The 16,055-nt window shown below is 69.5% G+C and carries 16 protein-coding genes; 11 read left to right on the top strand and 5 right to left on the bottom strand.

Annotated elements, in window-relative coordinates; translation table 11 throughout:
• The first annotated feature begins 20 nt into the window (after nt 1–20).
• Nucleotides 21–797, top strand: a complete 777-nt coding sequence (locus FBR43_RS02245) for a TylF/MycF/NovP-related O-methyltransferase (protein WP_136941593.1) — start codon at nt 21–23, stop codon at nt 795–797.
• A gap of 5 nt (nt 798–802) precedes the next feature.
• Here FBR43_RS02245 and FBR43_RS02240 read toward each other — a convergent pair whose 3' ends face one another.
• Both FBR43_RS02240 and FBR43_RS02235 read right to left on the bottom strand, forming a co-directional pair.
• Nucleotides 803–2,449, bottom strand: coding sequence for a thiamine pyrophosphate-binding protein (locus FBR43_RS02240; protein WP_136941592.1), 1,647 nt, complete (start codon nt 2,447–2,449; stop codon nt 803–805).
• A gap of 36 nt (nt 2,450–2,485) precedes the next feature.
• Nucleotides 2,486–3,076 (bottom strand): PRC-barrel domain-containing protein, encoded by a 591-nt coding sequence (locus FBR43_RS02235; RefSeq protein WP_249276406.1) that lies wholly within the window; start codon nt 3,074–3,076, stop codon nt 2,486–2,488.
• Between the two features lie 136 nt (nt 3,077–3,212).
• On the opposite strand from FBR43_RS02235, the gene FBR43_RS02230 reads away from it, so the two are divergent.
• Nucleotides 3,213–5,018: a copper resistance system multicopper oxidase gene (locus FBR43_RS02230; RefSeq protein WP_136941591.1), complete on the top strand. Its 1,806-nt coding sequence runs from the start codon at nt 3,213–3,215 to the stop codon at nt 5,016–5,018.
• On the top strand, nt 5,015–6,184 hold the full coding sequence (locus tag FBR43_RS02225; RefSeq protein WP_136941590.1) for a copper resistance protein B: 1,170 nt from the start codon (nt 5,015–5,017) through the stop codon (nt 6,182–6,184). The genes FBR43_RS02230 and FBR43_RS02225 overlap by 4 nt, the downstream gene beginning before the upstream one ends.
• 22 nt (nt 6,185–6,206) lie before the next feature.
• Here FBR43_RS02225 and FBR43_RS02220 read toward each other — a convergent pair whose 3' ends face one another.
• Entirely contained in the window at nt 6,207–7,613 is a 1,407-nt protein-coding gene (locus tag FBR43_RS02220; protein ID WP_136941589.1) for an aldehyde dehydrogenase, read from the bottom strand.
• A 131-nt stretch (nt 7,614–7,744) separates the two neighbouring features.
• Nucleotides 7,745–8,623 (bottom strand): phenylalanine 4-monooxygenase, encoded by an 879-nt coding sequence (phhA, locus tag FBR43_RS02215; protein WP_136941588.1) that lies wholly within the window; start codon nt 8,621–8,623, stop codon nt 7,745–7,747.
• Between the two features lie 23 nt (nt 8,624–8,646).
• On the opposite strand from phhA, the gene FBR43_RS02210 reads away from it, so the two are divergent.
• The 7 genes from FBR43_RS02210 (at nt 8,647) to FBR43_RS02180 (ending at nt 13,661) form a co-directional block, all read left to right on the top strand.
• Entirely contained in the window at nt 8,647–9,333 is a 687-nt protein-coding gene (locus FBR43_RS02210; RefSeq protein WP_249276405.1) for a TIGR02117 family protein, read from the top strand.
• A 10-nt stretch (nt 9,334–9,343) separates the two neighbouring features.
• Nucleotides 9,344–10,075, top strand: a complete 732-nt coding sequence (locus tag FBR43_RS02205; RefSeq protein ID WP_136941587.1) for an esterase/lipase family protein — start codon at nt 9,344–9,346, stop codon at nt 10,073–10,075.
• A gap of 9 nt (nt 10,076–10,084) precedes the next feature.
• Nucleotides 10,085–10,729: a queuosine precursor transporter gene (locus FBR43_RS02200; RefSeq protein ID WP_136941586.1), complete on the top strand. Its 645-nt coding sequence runs from the start codon at nt 10,085–10,087 to the stop codon at nt 10,727–10,729.
• 26 nt (nt 10,730–10,755) lie between these two features.
• Nucleotides 10,756–11,655, top strand: coding sequence for an acetylglutamate kinase (gene argB / locus FBR43_RS02195; protein ID WP_136941585.1), 900 nt, complete (start codon nt 10,756–10,758; stop codon nt 11,653–11,655).
• A gap of 73 nt (nt 11,656–11,728) precedes the next feature.
• Nucleotides 11,729–12,037 (top strand): YggT family protein, encoded by a 309-nt coding sequence (locus FBR43_RS02190; RefSeq protein ID WP_249276404.1) that lies wholly within the window; start codon nt 11,729–11,731, stop codon nt 12,035–12,037.
• 126 nt (nt 12,038–12,163) lie between these two features.
• A complete protein-coding gene (gene folD / locus FBR43_RS02185; RefSeq protein ID WP_136941583.1) occupies nt 12,164–13,039 on the top strand; it encodes a bifunctional methylenetetrahydrofolate dehydrogenase/methenyltetrahydrofolate cyclohydrolase FolD in 876 nt (291 codons plus the stop codon).
• A 1-nt stretch (nt 13,040) separates the two neighbouring features.
• Nucleotides 13,041–13,661, top strand: coding sequence for a MarC family protein (locus FBR43_RS02180; RefSeq protein WP_136941582.1), 621 nt, complete (start codon nt 13,041–13,043; stop codon nt 13,659–13,661).
• A 68-nt stretch (nt 13,662–13,729) separates the two neighbouring features.
• Here the strand turns inward: FBR43_RS02180 and FBR43_RS02175 are convergent, their stop codons facing one another.
• Nucleotides 13,730–15,544, bottom strand: a complete 1,815-nt coding sequence (locus FBR43_RS02175; protein ID WP_136941581.1) for a DUF2339 domain-containing protein — start codon at nt 15,542–15,544, stop codon at nt 13,730–13,732.
• 98 nt (nt 15,545–15,642) lie between these two features.
• On the opposite strand from FBR43_RS02175, the gene FBR43_RS02170 reads away from it, so the two are divergent.
• Entirely contained in the window at nt 15,643–16,053 is a 411-nt protein-coding gene (locus tag FBR43_RS02170; RefSeq protein WP_169542454.1) for a GtrA family protein, read from the top strand.
• The last annotated feature ends 2 nt before the right edge of the window (nt 16,054–16,055 follow it).

Genomic DNA, 16,055 nt, shown 5'->3' with positions numbered 1-16,055 from the left:
CCGCAAGGACCGATCGACCGATGCCCGACCCATCCGCCGTCGCGCTGCGCACCGCCTATCTCGACCTGCTCAAGCGCTCGATCACCAACTACGCCTATCTGGGCGGCGAGGCGACGTTCGAGGATTTCCGCTGCGTCGATCATTACGACGTCGATGCAGGGCAGTGGCGGATCGATCCGCTGTCGCGCCCGATCACGCTGCTGCGCAAGGGCCAGCTCGACCTGATCGAGGAAGCCGTGCTGCTGATGGACGAGCTGAATGTTCCCGGCGATTTTCTGGAAGCGGGCATCTGGCGCGGCGGCGCGGTGCTGTTCATGCGCGCGCTGCTCGAAGCCTATGAGATCGGCGGCCGACGCGTGTTCGCCGCCGATTCGTTCGCCGGCATCCCCGCCAACACGCGCGCCACCAACGATCCCGTCGATCGGTGGAGCGATCGCTGGGTCGCCTCCGAAGCCGAAGTGCGCGCCAATATCGCGCGATTCGGGCTGCTCGACGAGCGCGTGGTGTTCGTGCCGGGCTTCTTCGAGCAGAGCCTGCCGGCGATGGGGCAGCAGCGCTTCGCGCTGATCCGCCTCGACTCGGACAGCTATGATTCGGTCGAGACCTCGCTCGAATATCTCTACCCGCTGGTATCGAAGGGCGGCCTCGTCATCATCGACGATTGGCATCTTCCGGGCTGCCGGCAGGCGGTGGAGGACTATCGTGCGCGGCACGGCATCACCGATCCGATCCAGGAGCATGACGCCAACGCCATCTGGTCGAAGATGCACGAATATGGCGCGCCGGCGCGCGGTTGATAGGATCAGCGCGCGCGGATCGCGGTGATCGTCGTCACGCTGTTGATGACTTCGATATCGGTCTTGAGATGCAGCAGCCGCACGCCGCGCTCGCGCATCGCGCGGTCGAGCGCGGGGGCGAAATCGGCGGTGCGCTCGACGGTTTCGGCCCAGCAGCCATAGGCGCGCGCAAGTGCTGCGAAATCGGGGTTGTGCAGCGCGGTGGCCGAGACGCGGCCGGGAAACTCGCGTTCCTGGTGCATGCGGATCGTGCCGTAGCCGCTATTGTCGACCACCAGCACCAGCATGTCGGCGCCGTGCTGCACCGCAGTCGCCAGTTCCTGCCCGTTCATCAGGAAATCGCCGTCACCCGCGATCGCCGCGACCGCCCGGCCGGGATAGCGCAATGCGGCGGCGACGGCGGCGGGCGTGCCAAAGCCCATCGCTCCGCAGGTCGGCGCCAGTTGCGAGCATGGCCCGGCATAGCGCCAGTAGCGATGCCACCAGCCCGAAAAATTGCCTGCGCCATTGCAGATCATCGTGTCGGCGGGGAGCGCGGCCTGCATCGCCTCGACGCACAGCCCCAGGTCGAGCGCCACGCCGTCGCGCGCGCGCGGCGTCGCCCAGTCGCGCCATTCGGCATTGGCCGTGGCGCCGCTGTCGAAGCGCGGCAGATCGGCGATGGCATCGAGCGCCTGCGCGAAGCTGCGCATATCGGCGCACACCGACAGGTCGGTGCGATAGACGCGGTGCAGCTCGCCCGGATCGGGATGGACGTGCACCAGCGTCTGCCCCGGATGATCGGGGGTGACGAGCGTGTAGCCATCGGTCGTAGCCTCGCCCAGCCGCGTGCCGACGAGCAGCAGCAGATCGGCCTCGCGGATGCGCTGCGGCAGCAGCGGGCAGGGGCCGTAGCCCAGATTGCCGGCATAGACGGGCAATGTGTTCGCCAGCGAATCCTGCTGGCGGAACGCGGCGGCCACGGGCAGGCCGATGCGCGTGGCGGCAGCACCGAATGCCTCGGCCGTGCCGCCGCACCATCCCGCGCCGCCGACGATCGCCACCGGCCGCTCGGCCTTGCCGAGCAGCTCGACCAGCCGCGCCATCGCCCCGGCATCGGGCGCCTGGCGCAGCTTCTCGACGCGCGGGCGATCCTCGACCTCGACCTCGTCAAGCAGCATGTCCTCGGGCAGTGCGAGCACCACCGGGCCGGGGCGGCCGTTCATCGCGGTGGCATAGGCGCGCGCGACATATTCGGGGATGCGCGCGGCATCATCGATGCGCGCCGCCCATTTGGCGACGGGCGCGAACATCGCCTCGAAGTCGATTTCCTGAAATGCCTCGCGGTGGCGCGTGCCGCGATCGATATCGCCGATGAACAGGATCATCGGCAGCGAATCCTGGCAGGCCACATGCACGCCGATCGACGCATTGGTGGCGCCCGGCCCGCGCGTGACGAAGGCGATGCCGGGCCGCCCCGTCATCTTGCCGTCGGCCGATGCCATGAAGGTGACGCCGCCTTCCTGCCGGCACGTCACCACGTCGATCTCGGGCGTTTCGGTCAGCGCGTCGAGCACCGCGAGGAAGCTCTCGCCCGGCACCTGGAACAGCCGGTCGCAACCCTGCGCCACCAGATTGTCGACAAGGATGCGGCCGCCCTTGCGCTTGGTCACGTGCTTTCTCTCCTGCTGCTTCCTTGCGCTCTAGCTTCAGGCGGCGTCGCGCGGAAGCCGGTCGGGCCAGTCGTCGGCGGCGATGCGCGGCAGGCCGCGGGCATCGTCGGCGCCGCCTTCGAAGCGGATATGCTCGCGCGCGAACGTCACGCGCGCGGGGTCGAGCGCGTGGAGATGCTCGCCCACGCCCGCCACGCCGCCGAGGCTCACCACCAAATATTCGATCGCATGGTCATGGCAGCGCAGCATCGCGTCGACCACCTCGCCGATCGCCTTGCCCTCGCCATCGACGAGCTTCGCGCCCGCGATCGTGCCGCCCGCGAACAGGCTGTCGACCTCGGGGCGCGTGCTGTCCTTCGCCGCGCGTTCGCCGCCCTTGTCGTAGCGCGCCTGCCGCCCCAGCCAGCGCCAGATGCCGACGGCGTTGACCAATGTGAGGAAGCCGTTGGTGACGACCAGATTGGTCTGCCCGCTCGTCATGCCGACGACGCACCATGCGACCGATCCGATCGTGAAGACGATGAAGCCCGATCCGGTGATGCGCGCGCCCAGATTGGCGGCGGTCATCATCGCGGCGATCATCGTCGCGGCGGGCGCGATCCATCCTGCGATATCGGCTGGCTGCATCGGTCTGGCTATCCCCCTGCCCGGACTGGACAATCCCGGCGCTCAACACCGCATGGGCCGAAGGCGTTCCATCGACCATAGGTGACGAAACCGCGCGATCGCCTATATAGGTGCAAATACCCATAGAGAGTATCGGATGCGTAGCAATCTCGACCGCCGTGCGCTGCTGCGCGGCGCGGCCGCCGGCGGGGCGGGACTGGCACTGGCGCCGTGGCTTCCCGCCTGGGCGCAGAGCGGCACCGCCGGACTGGCGCGCGCCTTGCCCGAAGTGGCGGGCGAGGATATCCGCCTCGTCATCGATCATGTGATGCGCGATGTCGACGGGCGGCGCAGCCACGGCATCGGCATCAACGGCACCGTGCCCGGCCTGCTCATCCGCCTCAAGGAAGGGCAGAATGTGCGCCTGCATGTCGAGAACCGGCTGGGCGAAGAAAGCTCGATCCACTGGCACGGGCTGATCCTGCCCTTCCACATGGACGGCGTGCCCGGCGTCAGCTTCCCCGGTATCGCGCCGCGCTCGACCTTCACCTACGATTTTCCGATCCGCCAGGCGGGCACCTATTGGTATCACAGCCATTCGGGTTTGCAGGAGCAGATGGGGCATTACGGCCCGATCGTCATCGATCCCGCTGCGCCGCATGCCCAGCCCGCCGATCGCGAGCATGTGATCGTGCTGTCGGACCACAGCCCGCTGCACCCGCACACGATCTTCAGGAAGCTGAAGCAGATGGGCGGCTATTTCAATTTCCAGAAGCAGACGCTGGCCGACCAGCTTGCCGGCCGTGGCCAGTCGGCGGCCGAACGCGCCGAATGGGGCGCGATGCGCATGGATCCCAGCGACGTCGCCGACGTGACGGGATCGACCTATACCTATCTCGTCAACGGCCATGGCCCGCGCGACAAATGGACCGCGCTGTTCGCGCCCGGCGAGCGCGTGCGGCTGCGCTTCGTCAACGCCTCGGCGATGACGACCTTCAACGTGCGGATGCCGGGGCTGAAGCTGACGATCGTCGAGGCCGATGGCCTGCCCGTGCGCCCCGTTGCAGTCGACGAGTTCCAGATCGCGGTGGCCGAAACCTATGACGCGATCGTCGAGCCGGCGGGTGACCGCGCCTATGCGCTGGTGGCCGAAAGCGTCGATCGATCGGGCATGGCGGTCGCGACGCTGGCACCGCGCGCCGGCATGGTCGCTCCCGTACCGCCGCTCCGCCCGCGCCCGCTCGCGACGATGAAGGACATGGGGATGGGCGGCATGGGCGGCACTGCGATGCCGGCGGGCGATGCCTGCACGCCCGAGCATGCCGCGATGGGCCATTGCCGAGCCACGCCGGGCGCCGCCGATCATGCCGCGCATGGCGGTAGCATGGACCATGGCGGCATGGACCATTCGATGCGCGACTTCTCGGTGGTGCCCGACAGCGTCGCGAAGTCGCCGACCGTCCAGAGCATCTCGCCGATGCCCGTCGATCGCACCGGCGAACCGGGGCAGGGGCTCGAAGGCGCCGGCCACCGCGTGCTCACCTACCGCGATCTGGTCGCCACCGCGCGCAATCCCGATGTCCGTGCGCCCGAACGCACGCTCGAGCTGCACCTGACGGGCAACATGGAACGCTATATGTGGGCGTTCGACGGGCGGAAATTCTCCGAGATCACCGATCCCATTCCCTTCGGGCTGGGCGAGCGTGTGCGCGTGCGGCTGGTCAACGACACGATGATGGGCCATCCCATCCATCTGCACGGTCATTTCTTCGAGCTGGTGACGGGGCATGGCGACCACGCGCCGCGCAAGCATACCGTCAACGTCCAGCCCGGCGGCATCGTCGAGTTCGATTTCACGGCCGATGCCGTGGGCGACTGGGCGTTCCACTGCCACATGCTCTACCACATGCATGCCGGCATGATGCAGGTGGTGAGCGTGCGCCCGGCAGGTGAAGCCGCATGAGCGCGCTGCTGATCGCTGCGCTGGCACTCGCCACGCCGCAGCACGCCGGCCACGCCGCGCCGCCGCCACAGGCTTCGACCTGCACGCCTGAGCACGCGGCGATGGGGCATTGCACCTTGCCCGCCGCTCCCCCACCGCCCCCGCCGCCTGCGTGCACGCCCGAGCATGCCGCGATGGGGCACTGCGCGCTGCCGGCCGCCCCGGCACCGCCCTCGGCGCCTGCGTGCACCCCCGAGCACGTGGCGATGGGGCACTGCACGCTGCCGGCCGCCCCGGCACCGCCCTCGGCGCCTGCGTGCACCCCCGAGCACGCGGCGATGGGGCACTGCACGCTACCCGTCGCTCCGGCTCCGCCCCCGCCGCCCGCCTGCACGCCCGAACACGCCGCGATGGGCCATTGCACGCTCGCGCCTGCCGCATCCGCACCCGCCGGCAATGCGCCCCCGCCGCCGGCGCCGCGTGCCGACTATGCCGATCGCATCTGGGGCGCGCAGGCGATGGCGGCATCGCGCGCGGCGCTGCGGCGCGAGCATGGCGGCGGCAGTTTCAGCCAGGTGATGATCGACATCGCCGAGGTGCAGTTCCGGCGCGGGCGCGAGGGCTATCGCTGGGAAGGCGAGGGCTGGTTCGGCGGCGATATCAACCGCCTCGTCGTCAAGACCGAGGGCGAAGGCGAATTCGGCGACGCGGCCGACGATGCCGAGGCACAGGCGCTCTATTCGCGCGCGATCGGCCCCTATTTCAACCTCCAGGCGGGCGTGCGGCAGGATTTTGCACCCGTCGATCGCACCTACGCGGCCTTCGGCGTCGAGGGCCTCGCGCCCTATTGGTTCGAGGTCGAGGCGCATGCCTTCGTCTCGACCGAGGGCGATGTGCTCGGCCGCCTCGCCGCCAGCTACGACCAGCGCATCACCCAGCGGCTGATCCTGCAACCGCGCGTCGAGTTCAACTTGGCAGCGCAGGACGTGCCCGAAAGCGGCATCGGCGCAGGCCTGTCCGATGGCGAGTTCGACCTGCGCCTGCGCTACGAGATCGTGCGCGAATTCGCGCCCTATGTCGGCGTGTCGCACGGCAGCAAGTTCGGCCGCACCGCCGACTACGCGCGCGCTGTCGGCGAGGATGCGTCGGCTACCACGCTGGTCGCCGGCATCCGCGCCTGGTTCTGAAGCGGGGGCCAGCCCCGGTCGATCAGATCGGGAAATGCCCCGGCTCGGTCTCGATCGTGATCCAGCGCAGCTCGGTGAAGGCGTCGATCCCCGCCTTGCCGCCGAAGCGGCCATAGCCCGATGCCTTGACGCCGCCGAAGGGCATCTGCGCCTCATCGTGCACCGTGGGGCCGTTGACGTGGCAGATGCCCGACTTGATCCGCCGCGCGACGCGCAGGCCGCGCGCGGTGTCGCGCGTGAACACCGCGGCTGAAAGGCCATATTCGGTGTCGTTCGCCAGCTCGATCGCATGGTCCTCGTCGCGCGCGCGGATCACGCCAACGACGGGGCCGAAGCTCTCGTCGCGGAACAGCTTCATGTCGGGCGTCACGCGGTCGATCACATGCGCGGGCATCAGCACGCCATCGGCATCGCCGCCCGTCACCTGCTCGGCGCCCGCGGCCAGCGCATCCTCGATCAGCGCGCGGCAATGATCGACCGCCTTCTGGTCGACGACGGCGCCCAGCGGCGTGTTGCCCTGGCGCGGATCACCCACCGCCATGCCGCCCACCTTGGCCTTGAACTTCGCCACGAACGCGTCGGCCACCGCGTCGACGACGATGATCCGCTCGGTCGACATGCAGATCTGGCCCTGGTTCATGAACGCGCCGAACGCCGCGGCCTTCACCGCTTCGTCGAGATCGGCATCGTCGAGCACGATCAGCGGCGCCTTGCCGCCCAGTTCGAGCAGCACCGGCTTCAGATGCTCGGCCGCGCGCTTGGCGATGATGCGCCCCACCGCGGTCGATCCGGTGAAGTTGATGCGGCGGATATGCGGGTGGTCGATCAGCGCGCCCACCACTTCGGCCGCATCGGCGGGCGCGTTGGTGACGATGGTGACGGCACCCTCGGGCAGTCCGGCCTCGCCGAACGCCTCGGCGATCAGCATGTGCGTGCGCGGGCATTGCTCGCTGGCCTTGAGCACCACGGTGTTGCCGCACGCCAGCGGCACCGCGATCGCGCGCACGCCGAGGATGATCGGCGCGTTCCAGGGCGCGATGCCGAGCAGCACGCCCACCGGCTCGCGGATCGCCATGGCGATGCAGCCGGGCTTGTCGCTCGGGATCACCTCGCCGCTGATCTGCGTCGTCAGCGCGGCGGCCTCGCGCACCATGCCGACGGCGAGCATCAGGTTGAAGCGCGCCCAGCCCTCGGTCGCGCCGATCTCGCCCATCATCGCCTCGACGAACGCATCAGCCTTGCCCGCCAGCGCGTCGGCCGCCTTGTTGAGCGTCGCGCGCCGCGCGTTCGGCCCCATCGCCGACCATGCGGGGAACGCGGCGGCCGCACGCTCGACGGCGGCGCCCGCCTCGTCGGCGGTCATGGCCGGCGCGGTCGAGGCGACGTCGCCGGTCAGCGGGTTCAGCCGGTCGAAGGTTGCGGAAGCCATGGCATCTCTCTCGTTGGGGAAGGACGAATGCGAGTGTCGGGTGCGCAGGCGGGCAATGCAACCCGGCCGGCGGGCGCCGCCGCGATCGGACAAGCCGTCGTGCGCGCAGCGGCGCGTTTGCGGGCGGGCGATCAGCCCGCGCCGCCCGCCTTTCCGCGCGCATAGGCCTGCGTGCCGTGATGCAGCACCTTGTCCTCGGCCGTCAGCGCCGCGACGGGGAGTGGCGGCAGCGGCACGATGCGCTCGTACAGCGGCGCGAAATCGGTCTCGACCGTCACGCGCAGCAATTCGTCGAAGCTCGGCACGACGAAATAATTCTGCTGGAAATCGTCGATCCGGTATTCGGTGCGCATCACGCGCTCGAGATCGAAGCCGATGCGGTGCGGGCTCGGATCGTCGAGTGCGAACACGCTTTCGGCCGAGGACGAGACAATGCCGGCGCCATAGATGCGCAGGCCTTCGTCCTCCTCGACCAGCCCGAATTCGACCGTGTACCAGTAAAGCCGCGCCAGCTGCTTGAGCGCACCCAGTTCAAGCGCGCGCAGCCCGCCGCGGCCATAGGCCTCGAGATAGTCGGCGAACACCGGATCGGCGAGCATCGGCACATGGCCGAACACGTCGTGGAACACATCGGGTTCCTGGAGGTAATCGAGCTGATCGGGGCGACGGATGAAGTTGCCCGAAACGAAACGGCGATTGGCCATATGATCGAAGAACACGTCGTCGGGCACCAGCCCCGGCACCGCCACCACCTGCCAGCCGGTGAGCTTCATCAGCCGCTCGGACAGTTCCTCGAAATTGGGGATGCCCGATTCGGACAGGCGCAGCGCATCGAGCCCCTTCAGATACGCCTTCGACGCGCGGCCCGGCAGCAGCCGGATCTGGCGTTCGTAAAGCGTGTCCCACACGCGATGTTCCTCGGGGGTATAGGCGTCCCAGCCCTGCGGGATCGTCCAGTCGGCGGCGGCGCCTTCGGGCGGCGCATCGAGTACATGGGTTTCATCGGCCATGCCCAACGCTCTAGCATGTGCGCATGATGACGAGAAAGCGCATCGAATCGATCGTCGCGCGGCGGTGGCGCGACTGGCTGCTGCTCGCCGCGCTCATCGTGGCGCTCACCGTCTATGCCTATGTCGTCGCGGGCGCGATCGGCGCGCGCATCGGCGTCAACGAGGCGCGCACTCCGCCGGTGCGCGGCACCGCGATCTTCGTCGAGGACAATGGCATCCATACCAGCATCGTCGTGCCCAAGGCGGCGCTCGACCCCGATTGGCGCGCGCGCTTCGCGGCATCGGATCTCGCCGATCCGCGCTTCGCCGATCATCCGTCGCTGGCGTTCAGCTGGGGCGACCGCGCCTTCTTCCTCGAAACGCCGCGCTGGGCCGATCTGCGCCCGGCGACCGTGGTGCGCGCCGCGATCGGCAGCGACGATACGGTGCTGCACGTCGAGCATGTGGCACCCCCCGTCGCCGATGCGCGCGTACGCCGCATCGTGCTGGCGCCCGACGAGCTTGCGCGGCTGACGGCCTATCTAGAGGCGTCGCTTGCCGAAGGACCGGCGGCGCGCGGCTATGGCGCGCATGACGCCTTCTATCCCGCTCGCGGTCATTATAATGCGCGCGTGACCTGCAACGAATGGACCGCGCGTGGCTTGCGCCAGGCCGGCGTGCCGATGGGCTCCTGGACGCCGATGTCGATGCACGTGATGCGCTGGCTGTGACGCCGCGCCGATGAGCGGCCATCGCCCGCCCGCGCTCGCGCTGCTGCTTGCCGAGCCGCTGCGCGCGCCGCTGGCGCCGCTCAGGCTGGCACGCGACTGGCGGGCGCTCGGGCGCTTGCCGCGCGGCGACGGGCGGGCGGTGATGCTGCTGCCCGGCCTGTTCAACGGCGATCGCTCGAACCTCGCAATGGCGGCGCTGCTGCGGCGGCTCGGCTACCGGGTCGAAGGATGGGGGCTTGGGCGCAATCTCGGCCAGCGCGCGATCGGCGGCGATGGCGCGCGCCTGTTCGCGCGGATCGACGATTTCGCGCAGCGCGCCGGCGCGCCTGTCACGCTGGTGGGCGTCAGCCTCGGCGGGGTGATGGCGCGCATCGCCGCGCACCGCCTGCCGGGCCGGGTCCGCGCGGTCGTGACCGTCAGCGCGCCCTTCGCCGGCCCGCCCGAGGCGACCAATGTCTGGCGTGCCTATCAATGGCTGTCGGGCGCACGCATCGACGATCCGGCGGTCCGCGCATGGAGTGGCGAAGCCGCGCGACCGCTGCCGGTGCCCGCCACCGCGATCTGGAGCGCGCGCGACGGGCTGGTGGGCGGCGCGATCTGCCGCGATGCCGATTGCCACGCGATCGAGGTGGCGAGCGGGCATCTGTGGGTGCAGTTCGATCCGCAGGTACTGCGCGCGGTGGCGGCGGCGCTGGCGCGCGATGCATCGCAGCCACTTCCGGCGGGCGGCAGTTTTCGCTAGGCGCCGCCGATGCAGACTCCTTCGCCCGCGCCGATCTCGCCGTCGCTGTTCGCCTTCGCGATCTTCTATGGCGGCATGGTGTGCATTGCCGGCGTGCTCGGCAACAAGCAGGTGGCACTCGGCCCGCTCGCGGTCGAGGCCGGCATCTTCGCCTTCCTGCTGCTCGTCGTCGTGTCGTCGGCCGTGGCCGAGCTGCACGGCCGTACCGTGGCCAACCGGCTGGTGGTGGTGGGCTTCGTGCCGCTGCTCGCGTCGATGGCGCTGAGCTGGGTGGTGTGGGCGCTGCCTGCCTCGGCCGAGATGCAGCCCGAGAATCGCGAGGCCATCCAGACGATCCTAGGTGCTACCTGGCGCATCTGGGCGGGCGGCATCGCCGCCTATGGCATCTCGCAGATCCTCAACGTGTCGATCTTCGCCGCGCTGAAGCGCGAGGGCGGCAGCCTGTTGTGGCTCCGCGCCGGCATCGCCAGCGTGCTGAGCCAGATCCTCGACACGCTGATCTTCGTCACCGTCGCCTTCTACGGCGTGTTCCCGATCGGCGAGCTGCTGGTGGGGCAGATGATCGCCAAGGTAGTGCTGTCGATCGTGCTGGTGCCCGCGCTCATCTATGTGTTCGTCGGCCTCGGCCGCCGGCTCGACCGCGCGCCTGCCTGACCCCATTTCGCCAAACGGATGCCGATGTGACCAGCCACGCCCCCGATCCCGCGATGCTCGCCAAGGCCGAGACGCTTACCGAGGCGCTGCCCTATCTGCAGCGCTATGCCGGCAAGACCTTCGTGGTGAAATATGGCGGCCATGCGATGGGCGATCCCGAGCTGGCGCGCGATTTCGCCGAGGATATCGTGCTGCTGAAGGCAGTAGGCATCAACCCCGTGGTGGTGCATGGCGGCGGCCCGCAGATCGGCGCGATGCTCAAGCGGCTGGGCGTCGAATCGCGGTTCGTCGGGGGCTTGCGCGTCACCGATGCCGCCACCGCCGAGGTCGCCGAGATGGTGCTCGCGGGCAAAATCAACAAGGAAATCGTCGCCTGGATCGCCGATGCCGGCGGCCGCGCGGTGGGCATCTCGGGCAAGGACGCGCGCCTCGTCACCGCCGAGCAGGTGCGGCGCACCCAGCCCGATCCCAATTCGGGCATCGAGCGCCATGTCGATCTGGGTTTCGTCGGCGAGCCCGTGGCGGTCGATCCCGCTATCCTCCAGCTGCTCGCGCGCGACAACGTCATCCCCGTCGTCGCGCCCGTCGCGCTCGGCGCCGACGGCCACACCTACAACATCAATGCCGACACGATGGCCGGCGCGATCGCCGGGGCGCTCGGCGCGGCACGCTTCTTCCTGCTTACCGACGTGGCGGGCGTGCTCGACAAGGCGGGCAACCTGCTCACCGATCTCGATCCGGCCGGCATCGCCGCCTTGAAGGCCGACGGCACGATCTCGGGCGGCATGATTCCCAAGGTCGAGACCTGCGTGGCGGCAGTCGATGCCGGCGTCGACGCCGCCGTCATCCTCGACGGGCGCGTGCCGCATGCGATGCTGCTCGAGATCTTCACCCAGCAGGGCGCGGGCACGCTCGTCCACCGCTGAGGCATCGCGCGGTCTTGCCCGCCGCGCGATCGTTCCGATATGGCGGGGCAACACACCGACGCGGAGGGCCGGCTTGCTTACGATCATTCAAATCCTGCAGGTGCTGCTCGACCTGGCATGGTGGATCATCATCATCCAGGCGGTGCTGTCGTGGCTGTTCGCCTTCAACGTCATCAACACCGGCAACGAGTTCGTCCGCTCGATCTGGCAGGGGCTTCAGGTCGTCACCGAGCCGATCTACCGCCCCATCCGCCGCATCCTCCCCGATTTCGGCGCGCTCGACGTGTCGCCGATCGTCGTGCTGGTGCTGATCGCGATCATCGACATCGTGCTCAACCGCCTGGCCGCCAATATCGCGACGGGCGGCGCGGTGCCGCTGTAACGGCCATGATCGTCACGCCAGCGGAAGCTGGGGTCTTTGCGTAACCACCAGATGCCAGCTTTCGCTGGCATGACGGTCGAGTTGCAGGCTGGCGATGCCCGCCGCTTGGCTCTATGAGCCGGCGCCATGAGCGCCGAGATCATCGATGGGAAGGCCGCCGCAGCCACGCTGCGCGCGCGCGTGGGCGAACTGGCCGCGGGTTTCGCCGCCGATACGGGGCGCAAGCCCGGCCTCGCCGTGGTGCTCGTCGGCGAGGATGCCGCCTCGGCGGTCTATGTCCGCTCGAAGGGCAAGGCGACGGTCGCCGCGGGCATGGCGAGCTTCGAGCATCGCCTGCCCGCCGACACCGCGCAGGAAGACCTGCTAGCACTCGTCGATCGCCTCAATGCCGATGATGCGGTTGACGGCATCCTCGTCCAGCTGCCGCTGCCCGAGGGGCTCGATGCCGATGCCGTGCTCCAGCGCATCGATCCCGACAAGGACGTCGACGGCTTCCACCCCGTCAATGCCGGGCGCCTCGCCACCGGCCTCAACGGCTTCGTCCCCTGCACGCCGCTCGGCTGTCTGATGCTGCTCAAGGAGCGGCTGGGCGATCTTTCGGGGCTGAACGCGGTGGTCATCGGCCGCTCGAACATCGTCGGCAAGCCGATGGCGGCGCTGCTGACGCAGGCAAGCTGCACCGTCACCGTCGCGCATTCGCGCACGCGCAACCTAGCGCATCATCTGGCGGGCGCCGACATCGTCGTCGCCGCCGTCGGCCGCGCGAACTTCGTGTCGGGCGACTGGATCAAGCCCGGCGCCTGCGTGATCGACGTCGGCATCAACCGTACCGACGACGGGCTGGTGGGCGACGTCGATTTCGCCAGTGCCGCCTCGGTCGCCGGCGCGATCACGCCGGTGCCCGGCGGCGTCGGGCCGATGACCATCGCCTGCCTGCTGCGCAACACGCTGGTCGCAGCACATCGCCGCGCCGGCGTGGCGCTCGCCGCCGACGCGATCTGACATGCTCGAACTCTATGTATCGGCGCTCATCACCTTCTTCGTGGTGATCGATCCGCCGGGGTGCGCGCCGATCTATGCCGGGCTGACCAAGGACGCATCGCCGGTGCAGCGCCGATCGATGGCGGTGCGCGCGGTGCTGATCGCGGGCGCCATCCTCATCGGCTTCGCGCTGTTCGGCGAGGATTTGCTGCGCGCGCTCCATGTCAGCCTCGATGCGTTCCGCATCGCCGGCGGCGTGATGCTGTTCCTGATCGCGCTCGAAATGGTGTTCGAAAAGCGCACCCAGCGCCGCGAGGATCGCGCGCAGCAGGTGATCGACGATCCCGAGGTCGACGATGTCGCCGCTTTCCCGATGGCGATGCCGATGATCGCCGGGCCGGGATCGATCGCGTCGGTCATGCTGCTCACCTCGCAGAACGAGGGGCTGCCCTCGGCGCTCGTCGTGCTCGGTGCGCTGGCGACGATCCTCTTGGCGACGCTCGTCGCGCTGCTCGCCGCCGGCCCGCTGATGCGCGTGCTCGGCGCCAAGATCGAAGCGGTCATCACGCGCCTGCTCGGCGTGCTGCTCGCCGCGCTCGCCACGCAGTTCATCCTCGACGGCCTCGAAGCGACGGTGCTTTAGGACAGGTTTCGATCACACCCTGCCGTTCGTGCTGAGAAGCGCCGTAAGTTGTCGCAGGTATTCGGCGGCTACTCAGGACGAACGGGTTGCGGCGCCAGCGGCCGCTCGTAATCGATGCGCCAAAGCGCGAAGGGCGAGTTTGCCGGCAGCGGCACGCGCGTGAGGAAATCGGGCACCTCGCCGCGCGCCAGCCGCGCATAGAAGCCCTGCGGCGCGCGTGCGCGATAGTTGGTCGTCTCGGCCATGTTGGGGCAGGTGAGCAGATAGCGCGCGCCATGCGCATAGGCGGTGCGGCGGAAGAAGGCGTCGTCGCGCTGGAAGGCGCGATGCACGTCGAGGATCGCGTCGCCGTTGCGGTGATAGGGCCCGGTGATGCCGTTGTGGTGCGTGATCGTCACCAGTCGCGGACCCAGATCGACATGCGTGAACATCGTCGCCGGCGGCAGCCGGTTGAGCTGTACCAGCGAGGGGATGCTGCCGCAGCGCTGGCCCGCGCGCGCCACCGTGCGCGTGCGCGCATCGGGCCGGTCGATCGGCAGCCAGCGGATCGCGAGGCCGGCGAATAGGCCCGATACCATCAGGAACGCCGCGATCGTGCCGAACACGCGCACCGGCATCAGCCGGTGGTCGAGCAGCCAGGGGAACAGCCACCAGCCGAGCGCCGTCGCGCCGGGCACCGCCAGCAGCTGCGCGGCCGGCCCCGCGCGCACCTGCCACAGCAGCAAGAGGCAGGCAGAGCCGGTGAACAGCGCAACGGGCAGCCACGCGGCGAAGCGCGGCGTACCACGCGCGCGCCATGTCGCCAGCATCGCGCCGATCAGGCCGATGACGGGCAGCGCCGCGATCGGCAGCGCGGTGCGCAGCGGATGCTCGTAGATCGGCTTGGCCTCGCGCACATTGTTGAGCCAGCTGCGCGCCAGCTCGTCGGACACGCCTTCGGGCCGTCCCAGGCATTGCGGGAACAGGAGCGCGAAGCCGCCGGCGATCACCGCGCCCGCCAGCACCGCCACGCCCAGCCGCAGCGCGCGCGCCTCGGGGTTGAGCCGCGCGAGCGCGAACAACAGCGCGCCCGCCACCACCGTCACGCTCAGCCATACCGGCGTCAGCGCGTCGCAGCGCATCGCCTGATTGGCCTCAGATGCGAAGGCCGCGAAGGCGATCGCGGTGCCGCCCGCCAGCGTGCAGCCGTAGGCGGCGATGCGCGGCGCCTCGGCGCGCTCCCATACCCAGCGCAGCGTGATGGCGGCGCCGGCGGTCGCGGCATAGGGCAGCATCTCGAGCCCGATGCCCAGGCTGAACGCGCTCGCCGCGCCGACAATGGCGCCGCCGCGCGCGTGGCGCGGATCGGCCAGCCCCGCCACCGTCACCGCCAGCGCCGCGAGCTGCCAGCCATGATGGTCGATGCGCAGCGGCATGAACATCAGCATCGTCGCGGTGCAGCCCATCAGGAACACCAGCGCCAGCGGCCATGCGCGCGGCGCCACCAGCCGCCGCGCGGTGAGCGCCACCGCGGTCATCGCGATGCCGAGCGGCAGCAGGGGGGCGACGCCCGCGGCCAGCCGCTCGGCCCAGAACTGCGTGGTGAAGGGCTTGAACGCCAGGATCAGCGCGGCGATCGGCAGGTCCGGAATGCGCGACCAGTGGATGTCGAGGCCGCCCGGCGGATTGAGACGGTACTGGCGCAGGTCGTACCAGCCCTGTCCGCCAAGCCACGCGCGCACCTGCATCAGCCGCATATTGTCGTCGGTGTCCGACAGCGCGAGCCAGTAGATGCCGCCCCAGCGCTGCCAAACATACCATGCCGCCACCGCGACCCACGCGATCAGCGTCCAGCGCAGCCAGTGCCGGTCGAGCTGGCGGCCGATGTCGATGCGGGCGAACATGAGCGGACTTTCCGAAGGCGCGTGACGGGGCTAGGGGCCACTGGGACTGGCGTTTCCCTATCGCGCGGAACGCAAAGGACAAGGCCGCAGTGACGACGATGATTGGGCAGATGGCAGGGCGGCATCCGGTGCTGGGGCAGATCCTGCGCTTTCTCGTCGCCGGCGGCATCACCACGCTGCTCTACAGCGCGGTGTATCTGACGCTGACCTGGCGCATCTTCGGCAACGAGCGCGCGGTGCTGGCGGTGCCCTTCGCCTTCGCCGTCGCGGTGGCGGCGGGGTTCGTGCTGCACAGCCGCTTCAGCTTTCGCGGGCATGGCAGCCGCACGGGTGCCGGCCAGCAGGCGCGGTTCGTCGCGGTGCAGGGGCTGGGGCTCGGGCTGCACGCGCTCATCACCTGGGTGGCGACCAATCTGCTCGCGCAGCCCGCCTGGGTGCCGCTGGTGCCTGGCCTGCTCATCGTTCCCGCCGTTACCTTCCTCCTCAACCGCCAATGGGTGTTTCGCTGACC

This window comes from Sphingomonas baiyangensis (genome assembly GCF_005144715.1).
Classification (GTDB): Bacteria; Pseudomonadota; Alphaproteobacteria; order Sphingomonadales; family Sphingomonadaceae; genus Sphingomonas; species Sphingomonas baiyangensis.
This window is presented reverse-complemented; position numbering and strand designations above follow the sequence as displayed.